This is a genomic window from Mangrovicoccus ximenensis (assembly GCF_003056725.1).
In the GTDB taxonomy this organism is placed as follows: domain Bacteria; phylum Pseudomonadota; class Alphaproteobacteria; order Rhodobacterales; family Rhodobacteraceae; genus Mangrovicoccus; species Mangrovicoccus ximenensis.
Genome location: NZ_QBKZ01000014.1, coordinates 138,311 through 161,554, shown reverse-complemented (window position 1 = coordinate 161,554; position 23,244 = coordinate 138,311). Strand labels below are relative to the sequence as shown.

The following is a 23,244-nucleotide window of genomic DNA, read 5'->3' as shown; positions in this document are numbered from 1 at the left end:
TGGTCGCCACGGCGCCCGAGCCGAAGCCGAACATGCCGCCCACGACAACGCCGGAAATCGCCGCGTCCGTCTGGGAATCCTCGCCACCGGTGGCGGCGTCGACAAAGGCGACGTCGACATCGACCGAGGCCGCGCCCGAGATGTTGGCGCCGGACAGAGTCGCCCCGTCGAGCAGGATCTCGGCCGTCGGCAGAACGCCCACCAGATTGGCCGCGATCACCCCGCCGAATTCGGAGCGGTCGATCATGGTGTTTTCGACCGAGGCGGTGGCGGTCATTTCCAGGTCGCCGGTGGCGGTGACCGAACCGGTCACCGAGACCCGCGCCTCGGGAACCGCGATGTAGAGCCCGTCGAAGACGCCCCCCAGCGTGCCGGGATCCAGCAGCGCGCCGTCATCCTCGTCCGACGCGGCCAGCGTGACATCTTTCGGCGCGAGCTCCGTGCCCGCTACGATCGAGCCCGAGACCTCGATCGTTTCCGCGTTGATCGTGACGTTGCCCGCGACCAGGTCGCCGGAGACGATCACCTCGTCCTTGCCGTCTTCGCCGTTGACGGTCAGATCCGTCTCTCCAAGATCGGTGGACAGGATGGTCAGCACATCCTTCGACGCGAAGGGCACGCCGAGATCGCCGCCAAGATTGATGGTCAGCGAATTGGTCGGGGTCAGGAAAGTGACGGACTCGAAGGTCGGCACGACGGAGACCGACCGCAGGATATGCGTGCCCCCGCCCAGCGACTCCAGCTCCGCCCGGTCGTCGGTATCCGTGCCGAGATAGCTGACATCGGTGTCGCCGGGATTGTGCGGCGGGGTGCCGAGATTGGTGTTGATCACCCGGTCGGCCACCGCCATCGCATCGGTGATCGGCTCCAGCCCCTCATAGGACAGGACCTGTCCGTCGCGGGTCACGGTGCCGGAATGGGCATCCTCGGCATCGTAGGTGACAGTCGAGAAGCTGCCGCCGTCGAAGATCATCGAGTCGAAGCCGCCCTCGCCGCCGTCGAGCCCGTCCGAGAGCCCGCCCTCGCCGGTCACGGTGAAGGTGTCCTCGTTGTCCGCGGCGCCCTCGAGGCGTTCCACCGAGACGAAGCGCAGCCCCTTCACGGTGCCGGCGTCCTGGCCGTCGATCCGCCAGGCGGTGTCTCCGGCGGGGCCGGCGAGACGGTCGGTGCCCGCGCCCCCGTCGAACAGGATGGAGACCCCGGCCGGGAAGTCGCCCTCCACATCCAAGGTCAGCCGGTCGTTCCCCCCGGTCCCCTGGATGGTCAGCTCGGTCACGTCCGACAGCGCCTTTTCGTCGACCAGCTCGCCGGTCTCGTCGTCATAGACCTTGAAGGCCTGCGCGACCGCGTCGAATTCCAGCGTGTAGCTCGCCCCGTCGCCGTCGAGATCGGACATCGGGATCAGGTCGGCGGACAGAAGGTAGCGCGGCTCGAGCGCCTCCACCTTGATCGCCGAGACGCTCACCGGCAGGCGGCGCTCCTGGATGGCACGGAAGCGGGAGAGGAACCGGTGCCGCGTTTCGCCGGAGAACCATCGCTGCGGCTCCTCCCGGCGTGACAGTTTCGCGGGCTCCACCTTCGTGGCGCCGATTCTGAATGAGCTCGGAGCAAATGGGAACGCCATTTCCTTCTCCCTGTGCCGACCGTTTCTGCATGGAATCCATATACTTGGAAAAACCTGCGGCAGATCCCGGACGGGGCCGGGGCGCAGGCGGAACGGTACTCGGAACGGGACTCCTCCACCTCAGAGTGTATCACAGGCCCTTTGCTGTGGAATGGGCAATTCATACCTGTGGATAAGATTGTCCAATAATGCAAGTCAGTTGCTGCTTGCGCCGGAGACGCGTTCGCGAGGCGCCTGTCCGGACCGGCCGATGGCCCGGACACCACCCAGGATTGCACGCCCGCCCTTGGGTCAGGTGCCGCCGATTTCCAGGCTGCAGCGATGCCCGGCCGGCAGCTTGCGGTCCGGGTTCGGCAGTTCCAGCACGACCACGAAGGTCGCGCTGGCCGCATCGAAGACCGGGTCGATGGCCACCACCTGGGCGGAATAGCTGCCCTCGATCGGCGGCGCGGGCCGCACGGTGGCATGCTCGCCGATGGCGATCCGCCCGTAGAGCGAGACCGGCACGAAGGCCTCGACCCTGAGCGGATCGAGCTGGACGATCTTCACCACATGGTCGTCGGCGCTGACATACTCGCCGCCCGACATCACGCGCTCGCGCACGATGCCGTCGACCGGGCTGTGGATGGTGCGCTGGCCGAGCGCGATCTTCGCCCGCGCCAGCTCCTTCAGCGCGAGGTCGCGGTTCAGTTCCGCCTGCATCAGCAGGCTCTGCGCCGCGATCAGCTCGGTCTCCACCTGGTCGAGCGCCTCCTGCGTGGCGATGCCCCGTCCGGAGAGCTGTTCCACCCGGTCGAAGCGGCGCTCCATCATCGCCACCTGCTTTTGCTGCGCCGCGACCACCGCATCGGATTCCGCGCGCAGGGTCAGCAGCTCGACCGTGCTCTGCTCGATGTCGGAGGTCAGCCGCGCCACCAGCTGTCCCTTCGCCACCGCGTCGCCGCGGTCGACCAGCACCTCTTCCAGCAGCCCCGCGACCGGGCTCGCCAGCTCGATCGTGCGCAGCGGGTCCATCAGGCAGTCATAGCCGTCGGCAAGCGCGGGCGCGGCGGCCAGCAGCGCGGCAAGGCAGGGAAACAGGCGGGTCATTCGAGACCTCCGGTGAAGGACAGGAGCTGGTTCATGCGGCGGTCCTGGCGGACCAGGTCGCGGCGGGCGCGGGCATGGCTTTTCTCGGCGCGCCGCTGGGCCCGGTCGAACAGCCCGATCCGCGGCCCGGCGCCCAGCAGACGGCGGCACGGTCGACCTGGCGCTGCCCGGGGGCAGCACCATCGCCACCACCGGCAAGGCGGGGCACGGCATCGTCGCCCAGTCGGTCGGCGGCGGCGGCGGCATCGTCACCACCTATTTCGCCAAGGCCGACAAGGTCTCGGACATCCTTGACCACTACGACTACAGCAGCGACGGCGGCTCGGGCAGCGGCAAAGCCGTCACCGTGACCTCTGCGGCGGAGATTTCGGTCGCGGGCGACGGCGCCTTCGGCCTGCTGGCGCAGTCGGTCGGCGGCGGCGGCGGGCTTGCCGCATATCGCGATGGCTCGCTCTATCTCGGAACGACCGGCACCGCTGGCAATGAAAGCGGCACCAGCGGCGCCGTGTCGGTCACGGCCACCGGCCACATCTCGGCCACCGGCACCTCCGGAGCGGGCATCGTCGCGCAGAGCGCGGGTCCTGACGGCGCAGGCAGCGTCACGATCACGATCGGCAGCGCCGAGGCCGCTGCCGCCATCCTCGGCGGCGCTGGCGGGGACGGAACCGGCATCCATGTGATGGGCGGGACCTCTGCGAACCACCTGACCGTCAATGCCGGCTCCTCGGTCTCGGCGCTGTCGGGCCAGGCGATCCTGCAGACCGGCGGCGGCATCCTGAATGTGATCAACAGCGGCACCATCACCGGCAGCGCCGAGCTGGGCGGCGGATCAGTCTCGGGCAACCCGGTCACCCCGGCCGCAGCAATGGCGGCGGCGGCTTCAGCGGGCACGCTGACCAATGCCGGCACGCTTGTCGCGCTGCCGGGCAGCCCGACGGTGATCGACGGCCATCTGGTCCAGACCGGCACGGGCATTCTCGCGCCGGTGGTCGATTTCGCTTCAGGCACCGCCGGACGCTTCGCCGTCACGGGTGATGCCACGCTCGACGGGACCGTCGTGCCGCGCATGGCAGCGGTGCTGCCGGGCATGGCCGTTCCCGTGCTTTCGGTCGCGGGCAGCAGCAGCGGCACGCTGCGTGCGGGCGGCACCGCGCTCTTCGACTTCTCGCTCGCGCCGCAGGACGGGGTTCAGATGCTGTCGGTGGCTGGGCGCGATTTCGACCGGGCGGAATTCGCCCTGTCCGACAGCGCTGCCGCCGCGGCCCGCGAGCTCGAGATCCTCTTCGACCAGGGCGATGCGGCGCTTGCCGGCTTCTTTGCCGAGCTCGACCAGGCGGCTGCTGCCGATGCGGCCGTGTTCGGCGGCACGATGGCCGAACTCGGTCCCCGGTCGGCGATGGCGCTGATGTCGCATCGCGCGGCCGAGGCGGCGGACATCGCCGATGCGGCGATGAGCTGCCCGGTCTTCGAAACCGGCGCCGCCCTTGCCGAAACCTCCTGCACCTATGGCCGCTTCACGGCGTCGCGGACCGAGCGCGACGCATCGGGCGGGGCCGGCCGGGCCGATTTCGACGACCGCGGCCTGCAGATCGGCGGGCAGGCCGAGATCGCCCCGGACCTGTTCCTCGGCGGCGTGATCGGCTACCGCGACACTTCGATGGACGGCAAGGACGGGGTCAGCGCGGAGGGCCATGCCGTTTCGGGCGCGGTGACGCTGAAATACCAGACCGGCCCCTGGCTCCTGGCCGGGGCGGTGTTCGGCAACTACGCGGAGGATGACCTGCGCCGCAGCGCCGATCTGGGCAGCTATGGCGGAACGGCCAAGGGCACGGCAGACAGCCGCTCCTACGGCCTCCGGCTGCGCGCCGCCTACACGATCGGCAGCGAGCAGGGCTACCTGCGGCCCTCGCTGACGCTGGACGGCCTGCGCGCCGAGACCGGTTCCTGGAGCGAGGACGGGCTGGGCGCGCTCGGGCTCGACTACGATGCCAGCAGCTACAGCACGGCGATCCTGACCCCGGCCGTCGAAGCCGGGGCGCGCACCGAGCTGCGCCCGGCGCCGCGGCGCAGGCCGAGCAGAAGCCCCGCCCCGGTCACGGCCAGCGTCTGCAGCGTCATCGGCACCGGGTAGAACGGCACCTCGACATTGGCCGCGGCCGCCATGGCAGCGGCGGCCCCCAGAACGGCGGCAGCCTCCTTCCACAGGGGGCGGGCGCGCGTGCCGGCTGTGTGATGCATGAAGTCCTCCCTCGCACGGCCCCGGATGCTGCAGAGCCGCATTAACCGTAGCACCTGCCATCCCGATGCCCTTGCGAGAAGGTCTGGACATGTGCGGTTGCAAATGTTTGCATATTGTGGAATGCAAAATGCGAACTTGCGAAAGGTCCAGTCATGGAAGGACGGAAGCTCTTTGCCGGCGCGCGGCTGCGGAACCTGCGCCAGGCGGAAAAGCTCACCCAGAGGCAGTTTGCCGAACGGCTGGGCATTTCGACAAGCTACGTCAACCAGCTGGAAAACAACCAGCGCCCGCTCTCGGCCGGGGTGATTCTGGCGCTGGTCGACGGATTCGGCGTCGACATCGCCTCCTTCGCCTCGGATGACGGCGACCGGGTGGTGAACGACCTGCACGAGGCGCTGTCCGATCCGATCTTCGCCGACCGCCGCCCGTCGCGGCAGGAGCTGAAGATCGCGATCTCGAACACGCCGGATTTCGCCCATGCCTTCCTGACGCTGCAGCGCGCCTACCAGGCCGCCAAGGACCGGATGGCCTCGCTCGACGACGCGCTGCAGCAGGAGCATATCGACGCCGCCCCCCTGCCCTATGAAGAGGTCCGCGACTTCTTCAACTACGCCAACAACTACATCGACTGGCTCGACCGCGGTGCCGAGGCGCTGGCCGAGGAGACCGGCGTTGACGGCGGCAACCACCTGAAGCTCGGTGCCGAACGGCTGCGCCGTGTCCATGGCGTTGCGGTGATCTTCGAGCGCGGCACGATGAGCCCGGACGTGTTCCGCATCTTCGACCCCGACAACAAGCGGCTGGTGGTCAATGCCGACGCGCCGCGCGCCACCCAGAGCTTCCAGATCTGGCAGCAGATCGCGCTGGCCGAGGAGAAGGACGCGATCGAGCGCATCCTGGACGACGCCCGGTTCCGCACCAATGAGGCCCGCGCCATCGCCCGGATGGGGCTTGCGAATTTCTTCGCCGGCTCCGCCATGCTGCCCTATGGCAAGTTCCTCGCCGCCGCGCGCGAGCTGCGCCACGACATCGAGCTTCTGGCCGAGCGCTTCGGCGCATCGCTCGAACAGGTGGCGCACCGGCTCTCGACGCTGCAGCGCCCGGGATCGCGCGGCGTGCCGTTCTTCTTCCTGCGGGTCGACCGGGCGGGCACGATCACCAAGCGCCATTCCGCCACCCGGCTGCAATTCGCCCGCTTCGGCGGCGCCTGCCCGCTCTGGGGCGTGCACCAGGCCTTCGAGCGGCCCGAGGACACCGTCCGCCAACTCGCCGAGATGCCGGATGGCGAGCGCTACATCTGCATCGCCCGCACCATCACCAAGCGCGGCATCGGCTTCCGCGCGCCGATCCGCCGCTATGCGATCGCGCTCGGCTGCTCGGTCAACCATGCCGCCGACATGGTCTATGCCGACGGGCTGCGCATCGACCAGGCAGAGGATTACGACCTGATCGGCAGCTCCTGCCGGATCTGCGAGCGCACCAACTGCCCGCAGCGCTCGGTGCCGCCGATCCATGCCCAGATTTCGGTCGATGCCCGCGTCCGCCGGGTCGTGCCTTTCGAGATCTCCTGAACCGCGCGCCTTAACCAAAGGGCAAGACTGCGGCGGCTAGGCTCCCTGCGGAGCAAGCAGGAGGCAGGAGCGTGCCCCGACGCAGGAAGACCCGGGCCAAGGGCCCGCTGGCACAGCAGCTGTCCCGCGCCCAGGCGCTGCTCCCGCAGGATCTGCCCGGCGCGATCCTGACCTATGGCAAGGTGCTGGAACAGGATCCCGGCAATGCCCGCGCGCTGGCCGCGCTGCGCGCCACCACGCTGGCGCAGCGGCGCAGCATCCTGAACGCCTGCGCCGCGCTCCTGCGCACAGGGGCCGCGCCACTGTCCCGGCGCAGGGCAGCACGGCCTGGGTCTTGATCCGGCGGCGGAATTCCTCGTTGAGGCGCTCTATCGCGTTGGTGTGCGGGCCGATTTCCATTGCGTCGGATCGAGCCGGGCGAAGCTGAAGAGGCGGTCCCCGGCGTCCCCGAGGCTGTCGGCGACGGCCCGGCACTTCAGGCGCCGCTTGCGCAGGAATGCCTTGCGCCTGATCTCGATCCCCGCTGCCGTGTCGGCATGGATCATGTCGCGGCAGTCCTCGGTCAGCTCGTCATGCAGGCGCTTGGGCGCGTGGCCAAGCAGGTTTCGATGCTTGTGGACCGTGCAGCGCTGGATCGGCAGGTCCTCGCCCCGGAGCGCAACCAGGGCGGCTTCGAGGCCCGGAGCGCCGTCAACGATGGCGAATTCGGGCCGTCCCAGGCCGCGGGCATCGAGGCCGGCGAGAAACGGGCCCCAGGCCGCGGTGCTCTCGCCCCCCGTTCAGCGGGAAAACGCGCCACTGGCGCCTTTTCCTGCCGCTTCACTCCTGATCGAAAGCAATACCTTCTGCCCGTCGCGGCGCACCCCGATTGCCGCCAGAACCGAGATGTTCGTGGCCTTGCGGTCCAGCCGGGTCCGGATGACGGTGCCGTCGAGGATGAGCCGCACGATGTCCTCGCCGGCCAGGCTCCGGCCGGACCAGGCGTCCCAGTCGACCTTCACCTTCCGCCAGGCCCGGCTGCCATTCGCGCCTGCGTTCGGACCGGTGGCGCGCAGGCGCTCATTCCTTGCTGACGGCCCCTTCGAAAAGGCCGCAGAGCGCTCGCTTCACCCGTCGCGTGTTGGTCCCCGCCAGGTAGACCGCCGCGATCAGCGCCTCGGCCTTCTTCGTCAGCCGCCTGCAGCGCGGCAGCGCCTTGGGCCGCCACTCGGTGGTCTTGCCCGCCTCGGCCTCGCTCCGCGCGCGGGGAACACGCACCGTCCCGGTGCCGAAGGTGCCCGTGAGCTGCCGCTCGCGGTGACCGTGGCGGCAGCCCTTCTGTGCAGCATCGCCGCGGCCATGGCGGCAGCGCCCGATGAAGGCCTCGGGTTCTTCCTCGAACAGCGCCTCGATGGTGGCGCGGACGGTCGCACGAAGGCGTTCCTCGATCGGGTCGAACCCGGCTTCGTCGGCCAGTGGCGCAAAGCTCGCAGCGTCGTTCATCTCGGTCATGGCGTTCGGGCCTGCCTTCGGACCGGTGGCAGGCAGGCCCTCACTCTCCCTGGCGGTTGCCGCCGCCGGTCGGGTGGGTGTCAGTTCACCCGGAGATTGCGCCGCCATCCAATTTCCACCACTTCCGAGACACGACCGAAGACGGTCCGCAAGGTCATCCGCACCGGTGCCACCGAATTCACCTACCAGCGCAGCGTCCAGCACCGGCCCAAGATCGATCCGTTCCGCGACGCCCTCGACCGGTTGCTCGAGGAGAACTCCCGCCGCCCGAAGCGCGAGCGGCTGACCCGGAACCGGATTTTCGAGGAGCTTCAGGCCCAGGGCCATGAAGGCGGCTACGATGCCGTCAGGCGCTACGCCGCGACCTGGTCGGAGGTGGAGGTCGCTGCATCGGCCGGGGCCTATGTGCCGCTGAGCTTCGATCCCGGCGAAGCCTACCAGTTCGACTGGAGCCACGAGATCGTCCGGATCGGCGGTGCCACCGTCACCGTGAAGGTGGCCCATCTCCGGCTGTGCCACAGCCGGATGCCCTTCGTCCCGGCCCGTCCCCGGGAGACGCAGGAGCCTCAGCCATCGGGCCCGGACCGATGGCGCCAGGATGGCTTCGATCTTTGACGCCCATGACCGGGCTTTCGCCTTCTTCGGCGGGGCCTGCGCGCGCGGCATCTGCGACAGCGTTCATTGATCCGCCATTGGTCCGGGGAGTTGCCGGGGGGCGGCATCGGTCCGAGTCCGCCGGCGACGGACGCGAAGACCGCGGTCGACACGATCTTCACCGGCAAGGAGCGGGCCTATAACCGCCTTCGCCATCGGACTTGAACCGATGGCGTCCCGATGGCTCAGTCCAGCAGATGTGCGGCCACTATCTTGTTGATCCGGTTGCCTGCACACCGGCCTCGGGTTGGGAACGAGCCAATGAGCGCCAATGGTCCGAGCGACATTGGCGAGTGGACAGGTGGAGAACCAGGTCGGAACGGTCCGGAAGCGGTTCTTCGTGCCGGTGCCGAAGTTCCGGAGCTATGCCGAACTGAACGCCTGGCTCGAGGACCGCTGCCGCGCCTGGGCCCGAACCAGCCGCCATCCGGAGCTTCGCGACAGGACCGTCTTGGAGGTGTTCGAGACCGAGCGCCCGCATCTCGTGCCCTATGCCGGACCGTTCGACGGCTTCCATGCCGTGCCCGCCGCCCGACCGTCGCCGGTGGGCTCGAACCGGTGGCGCCCCGCCGGCACCTCCCCGGACCAATGGCGGACAAGGTCTCGCTCTCGAAAACCTGCCTCGTCCGCTTCGACCGCAACCGCTATTCCGTCGATGCCCGCGCGGTCGGCAAGCCGGTGGAGAGTGAGCCATGTGGTCGCCATCGGTCCGAGACCCATGGCGAACGCCCATGCCGCGCATGTCGCGTTCCGGCAGGACGGCAAGGCGGTCGGGCGCCACGAGAGGGCCTCCGGCCGCGGCCATGCCGCCTGCGGTCCGCTGCACGGCATCCCGGTTCTCCTGCGCAAGCCCGGCGCCCTGCGCAGTGAGCCTTGCGGTCGCCATTGGTTCGAGACCCAAGGCGAACGCCCCGTTCCGTGACTGGGACCTGCCCGCGGCCATGCGCCGGATCCGGCAGAAGCTGGAGCGCGTTCCCGGCGGCGACCGCCAGATGGTCGAGATCCTCGCCGCACTGCTGGTCGACGGGCCGGAAGCCGTCGAGGCAGCCTGCGCCGAAGCCCTCGCACAGGGCGTCCACTCCGCCGATGTCGTGCTCAACATCCTCGTCCGCAGGCGCGAGCCCGAGAGACCGGCGCCGATCGCGACGCCCGAAGCGCTGAAGCTGACCCGCGAACCGACCGCCGATTGTGCCCGCTATGACAGCCTCAGGAGACCCGGCCATGGAAAGAACGCAGATCCTCGACACGATGGCGAAGCTGAAGCTCTACGGAATGAAGGCCGCCTATGACGAGCTCATTGCAAGCGCGGTGAAGCGCCAGCACGAGCCGCAGCGGGTCGTCGGCGACCTGCTGCAGGCGGAGATCAGCGAAAAGCAGGCGAGATCAATCAAGTCCCAGATGACAAGCGCCCGGCTGCCACTGGCCAAGGAGATCGGCGAGTCCGACTTCTCCGGCATGCCGGTCAACGAGGCCCTGGTGCGCGACCTCGCCGGAGGCGGCTTCCTCGAGCAGCAGCGCAACGCGGTCCTTGCCGGCGGCACCGGCACCGGCAAGACCCAGGTATCCACAGCTCGCCGGGTCCGATGCCACGGGGCGGGCTGGGCGCCGGTCACGATGTTTCCCCTTCCGCGCCCGCGCCGCGGGTCTTGCGCAGCGACGGGCCGTCTGGCGCCAGGCGGTGGGCATTGTGAACGAGCCGGCCGAGGATGGCGTCGGCGAAGGTGGGCCCGCCGACGACGTCGTGCCAGGCCTCGACCGGCAGCTGGCTGGTGATGACGGTGGAGCCGGTGCCGTAGCGGTCCTCTACGATTTCCATGTGGTCCCGCCGCTGCCCGGCCGTCAGGCGGTCGGGGCCCCAGTCGTCGAGGAGTGAGCCATCGCGTCGCCACTGGTCCGAGACCGATGGCGAACACGTCGGTGCGGACGATCTGGCGGAACAGCCGGGGAAGTCGCCAATTCGCGCCAATGGTCCGAGCGACATTGGCGACGCCGTCGCCATGGGCCAGCTCGAGCTCGGCGAAAAGGCGCGGCAGCCGGTGGTAGAGAACGCTCTCCCCGTCCCGGCATGCCCCCTGGCCGAGCGCGCAGGCAAGCCAGGTCTTGCCGACGGCGAGCCATTGATGCGCCATTGGTTCGAGCACAATGGCGAGCGGGCCCGGTGATCAGCAGGTTCTGCTTCTGTCCGATCCAGCGGCCGCTGGCGAGTTCCTGGAACAGGCTCCTGTCGAGCTTGCGCGGGGTACGGAAGTCATTCGTCGGGCCCTCCTTCCACCGGAAGGACGGCTGACCCTCCTCATTCCTCGATGCAGGCGCCGACATGGCGGAGCTTGGCCGCCCGCATCCGGCTCCGGAATTTCTTCGTGCTGCGGCTGGCGGCCTCGCGGTCGATCAGCAGGCCGAGCCATTCGGCATGGCCGAGGTCGCCAATGTCGTCGCGGCCCTGCAGCTCGGCGAAGGCGTCCGCCATGCCGTTGCGCCGGAGGCGCACCTTCGGTGCGACGAGCCTGAGCTCGCGCAGCTGGCTGTGGGTGGGAGGGTCGAGCATGTGTTTCCTTTCTCAGTGGAAATATCCGGCGCGTCCCGCCGGAGGCGTGCCTCCGGCACGACAATCCAGCGCTGCGCCAGCTGGACCCCGACCTCGGCCTTGGCGTTCGCCATCGGTCTCGGACCCGTGGCGACCTGATGGCTCACTCTCGCGGCTTGCAGGGCCGCGCCGGGATGACCGCCGGGTCGTAATGGGCGGCCAGATCGGCATAGGTCCGGTTGACCTTCGGCTCGTGGAAGCAGGCCCTGGCGATGCCTGCCCGAAGGTTGTCGCAGACCAGATGCGCGGGCGCGCCGCCGAAGAACTCGAGCATCCGGACATGGGCGCCGATCCAGTCGGACAGGCCCTGTGTCCAGACCGCCTCGACATGGGTGTAGCTCGAGGCGCGTCGTGCCGAAGGCACGCCCCCGGCGTGACGCACCCCGACGAAGATCTGCGCCTGCCGGACCTCGCCAGTCTCGGGGCAGATCACCTCGACCCTGTCGCCCGCGAAATCGACGAAGGCGCGGGCGCCGGCAGCGTGATTCTGGCGCATGCTCGGCGCGAGCCGCCTCTCCCAGCGGCGGTAGAGGTCGCAGAAGCGGCTGTAGCCATAGCCGTCGCCGGGATGCGCGGCGCGGTATTCCTCCCAGAGCAGCGACAGCGTCACGCCCTTGCGGCGGAGTTCCCGGTGGACATGCGCCCAGTCCGGCGGCGCCAGGCCCCGCCGCGTCGCGCCGCCCACCGGCTGGAACAGGCGCTGCTCCAGATCGGCATCGCAGGCGCCCTCGGGCAGCGGCCAGGACAGCCCCGCCCGGTCCGCCCGCTTGAGGTAGTCGGCGGAGGCGGCCGAGGCCGGCGGCGACGGTCGCCCGCTGCCCGGCGAGGCCGAGCTGCGCATCCTGATCCGAGAGATCCTGCGCGAAGAGGTCCGCACACGCATGGGGCCGCGGATCAACGAGAATATCCGCCGCATCGTGCGCGAGGAACTGCGCGGGATTCTCGGCGGCGAGGCCTGACGCGGCCCCGCCTGCCGGTTTGCCGGGGCGGATGCCGCCAAAAACAGAAGCGCTCCCCCGGAGGGAAGCGCTTCTGTTGGCTTGGTTGCTGCCCGGCGTGCCGGGCGCAGGTGGGGTCAGGCTGCTTCTGCAGCCTCGGCAGCATGACGGCGCTCGGACTCTTCGCGGGACAGTGCGACCGAAGTCCGCACGCCCTTCGAGACAAACTCCATCAGCCCGCTGACCACGCGCTCGTTCGGGTCGATCCCGGCGCAGCTCAGCACTTCGCGGCCATCGCGCGCGCGGGCCCAGCGGGCGATCTGCTCGGGGCCGTTGCCGTATTTCTTGTCGTCCGCGATCGCGTCATCCAGTGCGGCCAGCACAACAGCCGCGAACAGTTTGCGGGCACGGTTGCCCTGCTCGTGATTAAAAGCAGTGCCATCGACGAATTCGCCCATTGTCGTTTCCTTATTCTTGCTCTTGCTCTTGCGTCTTTCCGGGTGCGGCGCAATATGCACGCCACGCTGCGATTCGGTATTGCGTTTCGGGCATGGCCGTCATGCGATCACCGCATGGCTCGCTTTTTCCTGTCTGCACGCAACCGAAGCCGTCCTTGTTGCCAGCCCGATACCACGGCGATATAGGGGCAGCCTGACCTCGTTCAACTCTCATTGGGCTTTCAAATGCCGAAAATCAACGGGAACGAAATCCGCCCGGGATTCATCCTCGACCATGACGGGGGCCTCTGGTCCGCGGTGAAGGTCGATATCGTCAAGCCCGGCAAGGGCGGGGCCTTCGCCCAGGTCGAGCTGCGCAACCTGCGCACCGGCTCCAAGCTGAACGAGCGCTTCCGCTCCGCCGACAAGGTCGAGCGCGTGACGCTCGAGCAGAAGGACCAGCAGTTCCTCTACGAGCAGGACGGCAAGCTGGTCTTCATGGACACCGAGAGCTTCGAGCAGATCGAGATCCCGGCCGAACTTCTGGGCGACCGGCGCCCGTTCCTGCAGGACGGCATGACTGCCGTGGTGCAGTATTACGACGACGAGCCGCTTTCGGCGCAGCTCCCGGCCAAGGTCACCTGCATTGTCGCCACGACCGAGCCGGTGGTGAACGGCCAGACCGCGTCGAAGAGCTTCAAGCCCGCCACGCTCGACAACGGCGTGCGCATCATGGTCCCGCCCTTCATCGGCCAGGACGAGGCGATCGTCGTCAATACCGAGACCCTGGAGTATTCCGAACGCGCCTGACCGGGCGGAGCCGTCCNGGGGGGGGGGGGGGGGGGGGGGGGGGGGCGGCCCGGTCGGCTCGCCCCGCGGTCGGTGGCGGGCTAGAGCGGGCGTCCCTGCAGCAGCCGCGGCACGTCGCCGGTCATCCCGGCGGCCTCGCGCATGAAGCCCCGGCGCAGTCCGGGCAGCGCATTGGCCAGCCCCAGCCCGATGTCGCGCCCCAGACGCAGCAGCGGGTTGTCATTCGAAAACAGCCGGTTGAACCCGTCCGTGGCCAGCGCCAGCGTCGCCGAGTCGAAGCGCCGCCACTGTGCATAGCGGTCCAGCACCAGCGGCCAGCCAAGATCTTCTCCGCGCCGCGCTGCCTCGACCAGCACCTCGGCCAGCGCCGCGACATCGCGCAGTCCGGCATTCAGCCCCTGTCCGGCGATCGGATGCACGCCGCGCGCCGCATCGCCCGCGAGTGCCAGCCGCTCGGCGGTGAAGCTCTCGGCCAGGGTCATGTTCAGCGGATAGGTATAGCGCGCCCCGGCGATGTGGATCTCGCCCAGGAAGTCGCCGAAGCGCGGCCGCAGCACTTCCAGATAGGCCTCGTCATCCAGCGCCTGGATCGCCGCCGCCTGTTCGGTGGTTTCGCTCCAGACGATCGAGGAGCGGTTGCCGGTCAGCGGCAGGATCGCCAGCGGGCCCGGCGGCAGGAAGATCTGGTAGGCACAGCCCTGGTGCGGCTTTTCGTGGCCGATCGCGCAGACCAGCGCGGTCTGGCCGTAATCCGTCACCCGCCGCTTGATGCCCGCGCGCGCCGCGGTGCCGCTCCTGCGGCCATCGGCGCCGACCAGCAGCGGCGCTGCCATCTCGCGCCCGTCTTCCAGCGGTCCCGGCGCGCCCGGCACGGTGGGCTGCGCCTTCGGCGCCGCCCGGGACGGAACTGGCCGCGTGACCGTCACCGTGTTCCTGCCCGCGGGCGGCACGCGCATGCTCGATTTCCACGGCGGCGCCTTCGTGCTGGCCGACCCTGACCTCGCCGTTGCCGGCAACATGTTGTTGGAGCCCGGCCCCGAAACCACCGTGATCGCCTTCGGCGAGGAACGTTTCGAAATTCCAGCCGCCATCCTCGCCCCTGCGGAGACCCGCCCATGACCCGCCTGCCGACCCGCCGCCACGTCCTCGCCTCTGCCGGGGCCTCCCTGCTTCTGGCCTCTGCTGCAGGCGGCCAGCAGGTCTTCAAGGAGGTCCATGCGCTCGCCCCCGGCGAATTCACCTGGCATCCCGAGCGCTCGCCCGAAGGGCCGGTGGCGGTGATCGCCTCGCTCGAGGAGCAGCGCGTCCATGTCTACCGCAACGGCATCCGCATCGCGGTTTCGACCTGCTCGACCGGCAAGCCTGGGCACGAGACCCCGACCGGCGTCTTCGTTGTGCTGCAGAAGGACAAGCATCACCGGTCCTCGACCTACAACAACGCGCCGATGCCGAACATGAACCGGCTGACTTGGGATGGCATCGCCCTCCATGCCGGGAACTTGCCGGGCTATCCTGCCAGCCATGGCTGCGTGCGGCTGCCGCTGGAATTCTCCGAGCTGCTCTTCGGCATCACCCATGTCGGCACGCCGGTGATCATCGCCGATGCGCATTCCGCGCCGCAAGCGGTGGTGCATCCGGGGCTGCTGCTCGACGGGCTGGCGGAGACCGAGATGGCGACGGCCGTGGCCGGGCTCTCTGGCAAGAAGCATCCGAAGGACTGGCAGATGGGCGAGCGCTATCCGCTGGTGACTCTGCTGGTCTCCTCCTATGACGGCAGCATCGTGCTGATGGAGGACGACCGGGCGATCGCCGAAGGCCAGCTGGTCTGGGACGGCAACCCTCTGGGCAGCCATGTCTTCGTGATGCACGGGGCGGAGACGCAGGCAGCGGCCCTGCGCTGGGGCGTTCTGAGCTTCCATGACATCGGCGGCGGACAGGACCCGGTCCTGGGGCGGATCGGCTCGGACCCGGAATTCCGCCGCCTGGCACGCTATCACAGCCATCCCGGCACGCTGATGGTGGTGACCGACCTGCCGCTGAGCCCCGACACCCGATCGCAGCGCGATTTCGTCATCATGAACGCCTGAGCCGCGCGCACTGCGGAACTCAGCCGCAAGAGGCCCGCAATCACGACGTCCGTCGGCGATGCCACCGGCAGGCCAGGGCCAGCAGGACCAGATTCAGGAGCGGCGCGAGTGCGGCCAGCCAGGGCCTCAGCCCTTCGGCCGCCGCGCCGGTCCATAGCCCCCAAGGCAGCCCGAGCGGCATCAGGAACACGCCCGCCAGCGGGTCCCGCGGCTGGCCGAACAGGCCGAAGCTTCCGATCGCCAGGAGCGCAAGGGCAGCCAGATACGCGACGGCCCCGATCCTCAGGCACCATTTGCAGATCATGCCGGCCTCCCTTTCCGCGAGCCCTGCCGGGCCTGCCCGCCAAAGGGCAATGTGCCTGGCACCGGCTGCGGCAAGACTGCGCAGCCGGCCTCCGGGATGTTTGGGGTGTTGGGTTCCACAGGAATCATCATATTCACTTTTATTACCAGGAGAAGCAGATGTTCAGACGCGCATTGCTTGCCTTGGGGATGGCCGGAGCCTCGCTTGCCGCAACGGTGACCGCCGACATCCAGTTCGACTTCACCAGCCTGGGCCAGCCATTGGGGATCAAGGTTCCGCCCGTGTTCTGCGGCACGGCCGGAGTGGCGACGAGCGAGCTCATTTCCGTCAGCCTTGGCGCCACCGGCAACGGATATACCGCCGACGTCCATACCGGTCCGAGCGGAACCGGAGTCCAGGGCGTGACGGGCATCACCGGCTCGCCCGGTGCAGGGGTCGTGCTGCGGGACCAGTTCCGCTTCCAGACGCTGGCAATGACCTTCGGCCGGCCCGGCACGCTGACCTCGCTGATCCTCTATGCCTATGGCGGGCTGGGCGGTAACCCGTATTTCATCATCCGCGACCACTCGAACAACGCACAGGTCTTCGGGGCGACCCTGATCCAGAACCAGGCGAACTTGTTTGAGCTCGATCTGACGACCTATTTCGACTTGTTCAGCGGCACCACCTTCCGCTTGCTGACCAGTGGCAGCGGGGCCTTCTCGCTGGTCGGCGCGACCTACACGGCAGAGATCGAGACATCCGCCGTGCCGCTTCCGGCGGCGGGATGGCTGCTGCTGGCCGCGCTCTGCGGAACTGCAGTTCTCCGGCGCCGCGCCTGAGGCGGAGGAAAGCCCGGGCCGGCCTCAATGTGCGACGGGCCCGGGCTTTCCTCGTCAAACGCCGCCATATGGCCGCCAGAGGATGTTCAGGAGCAGCATCAGCACGAAAATCGCGGCCACTTTCAGGAGCGTGCGCTTCTTCTTCGGGGCATCGGCAAGTTTCGCGCTGTGATCCACCGTCCAGATGACGGCAAGGATGATCACGGCGGTGGCGATCATGTGGGGAATGTCGAAAACCATTTCAGCTCTCCTTTCCTGGGTGCCTGGCGCGGGCAGCGTCAGTTTGCATATTGGCTGAAGACGGTGACGCTGCCGTCCGGTTCGGTGCGGCAGCCATAGCTGGCTCCGCCGATGTCGAGTCCGATGAACGGACCGCCTCCGGTCTCGATGCGGTTGCGCACCGCGATGCTCTCCTGCGGCACGCCGGCGAGGCGCTCGGCCTCGGACAGGCAGGCGGCTTCCATGCCCGCCGGCGGCACGATGTTGTCAGAAAGCCGCCCGGGCGCCGGATCGGTGCCGGCACAGCCCGCGGCAACTCCCGCAGAAACGGCCAGCGCCGCCAAACGAAGGATATGTGCCATCGTGAAACTCCTGGAACTCCGTCAATTGCAGCTCTGCTGCCCGGTCTGCCGGGCGCGTTCGGCGCGGAGGTCGGACAGCGATGTCTGCACGGCCTTTTCGGTCTCGGCGCGGGTGTCGGCATCGGCTTCCACCCGCTGGTAGCGCGCCGCAAGGATGCGGTCGGCTTCCGCCCGGCGGCCCGCATCGCGCAGGAAGACCACCTGCTGCAGCTCGGCCAGTTCGGCGGCCAGCCCGGTGCCGCGCGCGGTCCGCGCGGACAGCGAGACAGCAGCATCCGTGTCGCAGGCAATCGCCAGGGCATTGGCGTCCCTGACCGCTCCGGTGTCGCCGAACTCGACGCAGCCGGCGAGCGCGGCCAGGCCGAGCACGGGCAGGAGGGCCGCAATCTTGAAGGTCATTGCTCTGTCCCCTTCCGTTACGGCGCGCTCAATTCGACCACGGCACCGCCATTGACGAGGCAGCGCCAGGTCACGCCGTAGCTGTCACGCAGCATGACCAGATTGTTGGCCTGCGAGGTCTCGGAGCTGAGGATCGTCACGCTGCTGGCGGCGGCGCGCTCCAGCGTGGCGGCGCGGCAGACCTGTTCGTCGGCTCTGGGCGCGGTCCGGTAGGACACGCTTTCCGTGCCGGAGCCGGAGGGAGCCGGGGCGTCGCAGGCAGAGAGGCCCAGGATCGCGGCACCGGCGGCGGCGAGGAGGATGTTGCGGGTCATGTGAAGTCTCCTTCTTGGCAGTCATTTCAGAAGTTGGATGGGAACGGCCGGCTCAGGGGCGCAGATAGCGGGCATTCACCCAGCCGCGTTCGCGCATGTCGCTCTGCATCTCGATCTCGCACCAGCGGGCGCCGCCGATGTCGCGGCAGTCCAGCACGCGGACCTGCGAGCCATTGCCGAGCGCGCCGGTAATGCCATGGCCAGTGCCGGGACCGCTGCGGACGTTGAGGATATCGCCCGCCGGAACGCCCGTGACGCTGGTCCATTCATGCTGCGCAGGCGCAGGAGCGGCGGCGCCCGGCAGCGCGAGGAACCGCGCCGCGACCCAGCCGCTGACGCCGCCGCGCTCGGCCTGGACCTTGCACCACTGGTCGCCGTCCGAGATCGTGCAGCCGCCGATATTGGCCATCGCGGTGCCGTTGGCGACGGTGCCCGCCAGCTTGCCGCTCGGGCGCGGCGCGTTGCGCACGTTCAGCCGCGCGGCGGGATCGGAGAGGCGGACGATAAAGAAATCCTCCTCCGGCAGCAGGGCTGCTGCGGGGCGCTGCGGCGCCTGTTCCGGCGCGATGGCGACATCGATGGAATAGCCGACGGTCCGGCCGGCATCGCGGTCATTGCCCATAAGATAGACCCGGATCGCCCAATTGCCGTCATGCGGCACGGTGATTTCGGCGCGGCTGTCGGTGTCGGTGCTGCCGGTATAGGGGCCGCCGAAATCCTGCCCGGCGGGCAGGATGTTGAAGAAGGCCGATCCATGGCCGTTGGTGCCGGTCACGCGCAGCTCCGCCGTCATCCGCTGGCCGCCGCGGGCGTTCAGCACGTAATCGATGTAGTCTTGGCCGGTGATCGTGCCGTTGATCGTGGTGCCGGACGCGCCCGGCGGAAATCGGACCGGGACGGTCTCCTGCGCCAGCGCGGCAAGCGGGGCAGCGCCGAGCGCCAGGATCAGGGCTGCGACAGGCAAGCGATGGAAAGACATGGGGATTCTCCTCTTCCTCCGGCGAAGCGGCCGAGGCCATCATAGCCCGGAGGAATACATTTGAATGTGACGCATCCTGCCGCGGCAGGTCATGCCGCGGGACGGTGATCCGTTCAGGGATGCGGGAACCGGGGCGGGCCGAACCCGCCCGGAATCCGCGGTCAGCCGGGGCCGCTGGCGCCCGGACTTGCGGTGATGTGCATGGCGTTTTCTCCATGGGAGGATGCCGCCGTGTTGCGGCGCCAGAGCGATCTGCCCTCGCTCAGGAGGGACGTCTCGCTGTTGGCGGAAAGATGGGCCCGCCGCTGGAAGGGTGCCAGCCCCCTTCCTGCCGCAACGTCGCCCATGGCACGGTTGCAGCAATCTTCGGCACGCAGGAGACAATCAGGCATGGCTGGGACCTCGATCCGGCCCTTCCGGGCCGGTCAGCCGCTCGGTCTCCGGCAGGTCGGCGATCCCCATGTCCGCCGTGAGTCCCGACCGGTAGGCACGCGGCGTCATGCCGGAGGCCTTGCGGAAGGCGGTGGAGAAGGCCGAGGCGGTGGCATATCCCAGCCGCAGCCCGATCTCGCCGACCGGCCGCGAGGTCGCGCGCAGCTCTGCAGCTGCCAGCCGCAACCGGACATGCGCGAGGATATCGGCAAAGCTCGTCTCTTCCTCCGCCAGCCGCCGCGACAGTGTCCGGCGCGACACGCCCAGTTCGCGCGCGACCTTGTCCAGCGCGGGAACCTCTGACGCCAGGGCCTGCTGGACGAAGAGTTCCACCCGCTCGGCAAAGCTCGCCTCATGCGCCCGGCCCTGAGCCTCGAGCAGTTCGCCATGGCTCACCAGAAGCGCGCGCAGCCCGTCATTGCGCCCACGGATGGGTCGGTCGAGCACCGGCAGGCCCATCAGCATCTCGGTTGCGGCAACGCCAAAGGCAACGTCGCATCCCAACCCGGCGCGTGCCTCTCGGCCCGGCGGAACCCGCTCGTGGCGGAAGCGGAGAAGCTCGGGGTGGAACGGACGCGCGGTGAAGGATCGGATCTGGCCGATCACCCCGGCAAAGACAGCCTCGCGGTGGCGCGGGAACTCCTGCAGCCGCGGATCGGACAGCCGCAGCTGCAACGTCGCGACATTGCCCAGCTCTTCCAGCGCGAAATCCATTCCCGGCCGGACCTGCGGCAGCACCTGCGCGGCATCCTTGAGCGCATCCCGGAGCGTGCGCGAATGCTCGGAGATATAGCCCGGCAGGCTGGTCCCGATCGACAGCGCCAACCCGGCGAGGAACCCGAAATCGATGTCGCCGGTGATTTCCGCGGCTGCCTCTACGAAGGCCGCTTCCTGCAGGAGATCGATCACCGTGCCTGCCTCCAGGCGGAGCGGGTCGGACAAGTCGGCCCGCCGCGCCGCTGCCCCGACGGCTTCCGGCCCCTTCGCTTCCATCAGCTGAAGCGCGACATGCCGGACGAACCCGATCGTCGGGCCGGGCCTCGCCGTGTGTTCAGTGGCATGGACGGGAGCCATCGTGGATGTCTCGGCTTTCTCGGGGATAGTGTTGCGAAACCCTACGTTGCCCTGCCGCAGCCGGCAAGAATTGGAGACCTGCTTCGTCACCGCAATGCGCCGCTCCTTCGAATTCGGCGCAGCCCTGTCGATCCCCGAGCGCACTTTCGACTTTCCGCGATCCGCCATTCGTCGGCGCGGGATTGGCGAATGGCCATTGCAGGGGCCGCTGCTGTGCGGCGCTGCCGACCAGCGGATGCCCAGCATTCCGCGCCAGCTTGATGCGCTTCGCGAAACCCACGAAAATTCCGAAGGGCCGTTTCGTGCGCACCTCCGTCAGCCAGCGTGCCCAGAACGCTGCAGGCCGGGTCGAGCGACCGCTCCAGGGAAGCCGCAGCGCGGCAGCGTTGGATTATGAATGACCGGACTGGGGAGCGGCGGCGCGATCCTCAGGCTGGCTGGGGTTGTTTGCCACCGACCGCTTTCTGGCGCCAGCGGACGTTCCGGATCGCCTTTGCTGCGAGGCTCATGCGTGGAGGGCCGCGACGAGCAGAGCTGCGTAGAGAGCGGCGAAGCACAGCGGGATTGCCTGTTCCATCTTGGACAGCGACAGCCGCTCCGGCGCAGGGGATCGCCCAACGCCAGATGATCTCTTCGGCATCTCCGGAACCGGCCTTCCCGGACGAAAGATATCCGTAGAGCCCGACAACGGCGCTGTTCACGCTGAGCAGCCATTGGTTGGCGGCACCGCGGCGGTCGCTGACCTTTTCGGCCGTTTCGAGATAGAGCTTGTAGAGATCGAAGTCGTCAGGGGGCATCGTCATGGGCATCCCTCGCTCTCCAGGTAGAAGGCGCATTTCTGGTCGTGATTCAAAACGTCGCTGCGCAGAACCCGCGCCCGCGCTCGATCGACCAGCTCCACCAGCGAAAGCGGTGCTTCCCAGATCCGCGCCGTGCCATCGTCCGAGCCGGTGAGGACGCGGCTTCCGTCAGGCGAGAAGACGGCGCTCAGGACGAAGCCCTCGTGACCGTGCAGCGCCGCGAGTTCTGTTCCGTCCGCTGCATCCCAGACCCGTGCAGAGTGGTCTTTGGAGCCAGTAAGGATGTTGCGTCCATCCGGCGAGAAAACGGCGCTCAAGACGGCGTCGCCGTCGCCGTGCAGCACCGCGAGTTCCGTCCCGCCCGCCGCCTCCCAGACCCGCGCAGTGCCATCGGCCGATCCGGTAAGGACGCGGCTTCCGTCCGGCGAGAAGGTGGCGCTGCCGCCGAGCGCCGCTGGTGCCGCCCGCAGGTCGATGACAGCCGCGCCTTCGAGATCGAGGCCGGCCGCCATCCGGTGGTCGAGGACGCGCTGCGCCGCTCGGGCGAGCCCTTCGTCGCCAATGACTGCCATCTGAGCGCCACTGACGGCGCCGCGATCCGGCTGCTGACCGGCCCGAACATGGCGGGCAAATCCACCTGGCTGCGGCAGAACGCGCTGATCGCGCTGCTGGCCCAGACCGGCAGCTTCGTGCCCGCCGACCACGCCCATGTCGGGCTGGTCAGCCAGATTTTCAGCCGCGTCGGCGCCTCGGACGACTTGGCGCGGGGCCGCTCGACCTTCATGGTCGAGATGGTCGAGACGGCGGCGATCCTCAACCAGGCCGACGAGCGCGCGCTGGTGATCCTCGACGAGATCGGCCGCGGCACCGCGACCTATGACGGGCTTTCGATCGCCTGGGCGACGCTGGAGCACCTGCATGCCGCGAACCGCTGCCGCGCGCTCTTCGCGACGCATTACCACGAGCTGACCCAGCTGGCCGATACGCTCTCGGGCGTGAGCAACGCGACCGTGGCCGTGAAGGAATGGCAGGGCGAGGTGATCTTCCTGCACGAGGTGCGCGACGGTGCCGCCGCGGCCAGCTACGGCGTGCAGGTCGCCAAGCTCGCCGGCCTGCCCGAAACGGTGATCGCCCGCGCCCGCGAGGTTCTGACCGCGCTGGAGCAGGGCGAGCGCGAGGGCGGCCGCAAGGCGGTGATCGACGATCTGCCGCTCTTCGCTGCCGTCCGGCCGGAACCGGCCGCCGCCCCGCCTGCGCCCTCCGCCGTGGAAGACCGGCTCAAGGCCGTCGATCCCGACAGCCTCAGCCCGCGCGAAGCGCTCGACATGCTCTACGAGCTGCGCGGCCTGCTGCCTGCCAAAGCCTGACCCGGCAAAACAAAGTCGGGTTTCCCGTTCTCGACCGGCTGCCCGGCCTTTCCTGGCGTCTCCGGCAACCTTTCGCGTTTCCGGAGTGTTCCCGCATGTGTGCCCTGCCCGCCGATGCCCGATCGTCGTGAACGACGCCCGCGCCAACACGGTCATCCGACCAAGACGCTGGACTGGTACAGCGAGGCGTCAGGCGGACACCCCTGCAAGCAGGACGACATGACCGTCGTCTTTCCCTATCTCGGCATCCCCTCCGACCCGGCCTTCTCGCTCGACACCGCGAGCTTCGCGCCCTTGGACGAAGCCGCTCGCGCGGCATTGGCGCACTTGGCGGCGGAGCGCGCTGATCGACCTCCCGTGCATTTGGGAATGCGGGCATCTGCCTGACGATTGAAGCCTCTCACTCGACAGACAGGAGGTTCCCATGGCGGAAGAGATAAAATCGCCGCTGCGGGCGCGGATGGTCGAGGACATGCGCATCCGGGGGATGGGCGAGAAGGCTCGGAAGTCCCACATCCGCGCGATCAAGGATTTCGCCCGGTTCCTCGGGCATTCGCCGGATGCCGCCACCCCGGAAGAGCTGCGGGCCTACCAGCTGCACATGACCGACACCGGGGTCACGGCCAGCACGTCAACGTGCGGATCATGG

General features: G+C 68.7%; 20 protein-coding genes and 8 pseudogenes. 12 read left to right on the top strand and 16 right to left on the bottom strand.

The window, feature by feature from the left end; genetic code table 11:
- Positions 1-1,396: 1,396 nt before the first annotated feature.
- Together C7T91_RS35845 and C7T91_RS14910 are read right to left on the bottom strand one after the other, a co-directional pair.
- Positions 1,397-1,624: pseudogene (locus tag C7T91_RS35845) on the bottom strand (LEPR-XLL domain-containing protein); the annotation flags it as partial.
- Between the two features lie 291 nt (positions 1,625-1,915).
- Positions 1,916-2,713 carry an efflux RND transporter periplasmic adaptor subunit gene (locus C7T91_RS14910; RefSeq protein WP_108259929.1) on the bottom strand — a complete coding sequence of 266 codons (798 nt, stop codon included), beginning with the start codon at positions 2,711-2,713 and terminating at the stop codon, positions 1,916-1,918.
- 346 nt (positions 2,714-3,059) lie between these two features.
- Here C7T91_RS14910 and C7T91_RS14905 point away from each other — a divergent pair, with 346 nt between their 5' ends.
- The 3 genes from C7T91_RS14905 to C7T91_RS33585 all read left to right on the top strand — a co-directional run bounded on the left by C7T91_RS14905 (position 3,060) and on the right by C7T91_RS33585 (position 6,861).
- Positions 3,060-4,844 (top strand): autotransporter family protein, encoded by a 1,785-nt coding sequence (locus C7T91_RS14905; RefSeq protein WP_108259928.1) that lies wholly within the window; start codon positions 3,060-3,062, stop codon positions 4,842-4,844.
- A 260-nt stretch (positions 4,845-5,104) separates the two neighbouring features.
- A complete protein-coding gene (locus tag C7T91_RS14895; protein WP_108259927.1) occupies positions 5,105-6,523 on the top strand; it encodes a helix-turn-helix domain-containing protein in 1,419 nt (472 codons plus the stop codon).
- 71 nt (positions 6,524-6,594) lie between these two features.
- Positions 6,595-6,861, top strand: coding sequence for a hypothetical protein (locus tag C7T91_RS33585; RefSeq protein WP_201742132.1), 267 nt, complete (start codon positions 6,595-6,597; stop codon positions 6,859-6,861).
- Here C7T91_RS33585 and C7T91_RS14890 read toward each other — a convergent pair.
- A pseudogene (locus tag C7T91_RS14890) lies at positions 6,806-8,014 on the bottom strand (IS256 family transposase); the annotation flags it as partial. The gene C7T91_RS33585 and the pseudogene C7T91_RS14890 overlap by 56 nt on opposite strands.
- A gap of 96 nt (positions 8,015-8,110) precedes the next feature.
- Between C7T91_RS14890 and C7T91_RS14885 the strand changes: the two are divergent.
- Both C7T91_RS14885 and C7T91_RS14880 read left to right on the top strand, forming a co-directional pair.
- Positions 8,111-9,957, top strand: a pseudogene (locus C7T91_RS14885) (Mu transposase domain-containing protein).
- Positions 9,890-10,255 (top strand): annotated as a pseudogene (locus C7T91_RS14880) (ATP-binding protein); the annotation flags it as partial. The pseudogenes C7T91_RS14885 and C7T91_RS14880, both read left to right, overlap by 68 nt.
- Positions 10,256-10,277: 22 nt before the next feature.
- On the opposite strand, the pseudogene C7T91_RS31660 reads toward C7T91_RS14880, so the two are convergent.
- The 3 genes and pseudogenes from C7T91_RS31660 to C7T91_RS14860 form a co-directional block, all read right to left on the bottom strand.
- A pseudogene (locus tag C7T91_RS31660) lies at positions 10,278-11,213 on the bottom strand (ATP-binding protein).
- A gap of 142 nt (positions 11,214-11,355) precedes the next feature.
- Complete coding sequence (locus C7T91_RS14865; RefSeq protein ID WP_108259926.1) at positions 11,356-12,093, bottom strand: hypothetical protein; 738 nt, start codon at positions 12,091-12,093, stop codon at positions 11,356-11,358.
- A 234-nt stretch (positions 12,094-12,327) separates the two neighbouring features.
- Positions 12,328-12,648 (bottom strand): DUF6280 family protein, encoded by a 321-nt coding sequence (locus tag C7T91_RS14860; protein ID WP_108259925.1) that lies wholly within the window; start codon positions 12,646-12,648, stop codon positions 12,328-12,330.
- 225 nt (positions 12,649-12,873) lie between these two features.
- Here C7T91_RS14860 and efp point away from each other — a divergent pair, with 225 nt between their 5' ends.
- Positions 12,874-13,437: an elongation factor P gene (gene efp / locus C7T91_RS14855; RefSeq protein ID WP_108259924.1), complete on the top strand. Its 564-nt coding sequence runs from the start codon at positions 12,874-12,876 to the stop codon at positions 13,435-13,437.
- 80 nt (positions 13,438-13,517) lie between these two features.
- On the opposite strand, the pseudogene C7T91_RS14850 reads toward efp, so the two are convergent.
- A pseudogene (locus C7T91_RS14850) lies at positions 13,518-14,288 on the bottom strand (FAD-dependent monooxygenase); the annotation flags it as partial.
- Positions 14,289-14,352: 64 nt separating this feature from the next.
- Between C7T91_RS14850 and C7T91_RS33580 the strand changes: the two are divergent.
- On the top strand, positions 14,353-14,556 hold the full coding sequence (locus tag C7T91_RS33580) for a hypothetical protein (protein WP_201742130.1): 204 nt from the start codon (positions 14,353-14,355) through the stop codon (positions 14,554-14,556).
- The gene (locus C7T91_RS14845; protein WP_108259922.1) at positions 14,553-15,524 is read left to right on the top strand and encodes a L,D-transpeptidase; all 972 of its coding nucleotides are present in this window, start codon (positions 14,553-14,555) and stop codon (positions 15,522-15,524) included. The genes C7T91_RS33580 and C7T91_RS14845 overlap by 4 nt, the downstream gene beginning before the upstream one ends.
- Before the next feature lie 40 nt (positions 15,525-15,564).
- On the opposite strand, the gene C7T91_RS14840 is transcribed toward C7T91_RS14845, so the two are convergent.
- Complete coding sequence (locus C7T91_RS14840) at positions 15,565-15,828, bottom strand: hypothetical protein (RefSeq protein ID WP_108259921.1); 264 nt, start codon at positions 15,826-15,828, stop codon at positions 15,565-15,567.
- Between the two features lie 158 nt (positions 15,829-15,986).
- Between C7T91_RS14840 and C7T91_RS14835 the strand changes: the two genes are divergently transcribed.
- Positions 15,987-16,649, top strand: a complete 663-nt coding sequence (locus C7T91_RS14835; protein ID WP_108259920.1) for a VPLPA-CTERM sorting domain-containing protein — start codon at positions 15,987-15,989, stop codon at positions 16,647-16,649.
- 54 nt (positions 16,650-16,703) lie between these two features.
- On the opposite strand, the gene C7T91_RS14830 is transcribed toward C7T91_RS14835, so the two are convergent.
- The 8 genes from C7T91_RS14830 to C7T91_RS14795 form a co-directional block, all read right to left on the bottom strand.
- Positions 16,704-16,889 (bottom strand): hypothetical protein, encoded by a 186-nt coding sequence (locus C7T91_RS14830; protein ID WP_108259919.1) that lies wholly within the window; start codon positions 16,887-16,889, stop codon positions 16,704-16,706.
- Between the two features lie 38 nt (positions 16,890-16,927).
- Positions 16,928-17,230: a hypothetical protein gene (locus C7T91_RS14825; protein ID WP_145962894.1), complete on the bottom strand. Its 303-nt coding sequence runs from the start codon at positions 17,228-17,230 to the stop codon at positions 16,928-16,930.
- 21 nt (positions 17,231-17,251) lie between these two features.
- Positions 17,252-17,629 (bottom strand): hypothetical protein, encoded by a 378-nt coding sequence (locus C7T91_RS14820; RefSeq protein ID WP_108259917.1) that lies wholly within the window; start codon positions 17,627-17,629, stop codon positions 17,252-17,254.
- A 17-nt stretch (positions 17,630-17,646) separates the two neighbouring features.
- Entirely contained in the window at positions 17,647-17,943 is a 297-nt protein-coding gene (locus C7T91_RS14815; protein ID WP_108259916.1) for a hypothetical protein, read from the bottom strand.
- Positions 17,944-17,995: 52 nt separating this feature from the next.
- On the bottom strand, positions 17,996-18,922 hold the full coding sequence (locus C7T91_RS35840; protein ID WP_236638249.1) for an SH3 domain-containing protein: 927 nt from the start codon (positions 18,920-18,922) through the stop codon (positions 17,996-17,998).
- A 384-nt stretch (positions 18,923-19,306) separates the two neighbouring features.
- Positions 19,307-20,347: an AraC family transcriptional regulator gene (locus C7T91_RS14800; protein WP_269101724.1), complete on the bottom strand. Its 1,041-nt coding sequence runs from the start codon at positions 20,345-20,347 to the stop codon at positions 19,307-19,309.
- Positions 20,348-20,856: 509 nt separating this feature from the next.
- Positions 20,857-21,237: a RipA family octameric membrane protein gene (locus C7T91_RS31655; protein ID WP_145962893.1), complete on the bottom strand. Its 381-nt coding sequence runs from the start codon at positions 21,235-21,237 to the stop codon at positions 20,857-20,859.
- On the bottom strand, positions 21,228-21,740 hold the full coding sequence (locus tag C7T91_RS14795) for a WD40 repeat domain-containing protein (protein ID WP_145962892.1): 513 nt from the start codon (positions 21,738-21,740) through the stop codon (positions 21,228-21,230). The genes C7T91_RS31655 and C7T91_RS14795 overlap by 10 nt, the downstream gene beginning before the upstream one ends.
- Between C7T91_RS14795 and C7T91_RS14785 the strand changes: the two are divergent.
- The 3 genes and pseudogenes from C7T91_RS14785 to C7T91_RS40395 form a co-directional block, all read left to right on the top strand.
- A pseudogene (locus tag C7T91_RS14785) lies at positions 21,690-22,595 on the top strand (MutS-related protein); the annotation flags it as partial. The gene C7T91_RS14795 and the pseudogene C7T91_RS14785 sit on opposite strands and share 51 nt — an antisense overlap.
- A 219-nt stretch (positions 22,596-22,814) precedes the next feature.
- A complete protein-coding gene (locus C7T91_RS32610; RefSeq protein WP_161555918.1) occupies positions 22,815-22,982 on the top strand; it encodes a hypothetical protein in 168 nt (55 codons plus the stop codon).
- 37 nt (positions 22,983-23,019) lie between these two features.
- Positions 23,020-23,223 (top strand): annotated as a pseudogene (locus C7T91_RS40395) (phage integrase N-terminal SAM-like domain-containing protein); the annotation flags it as partial.
- Positions 23,224-23,244 lie beyond the last annotated feature (21 nt).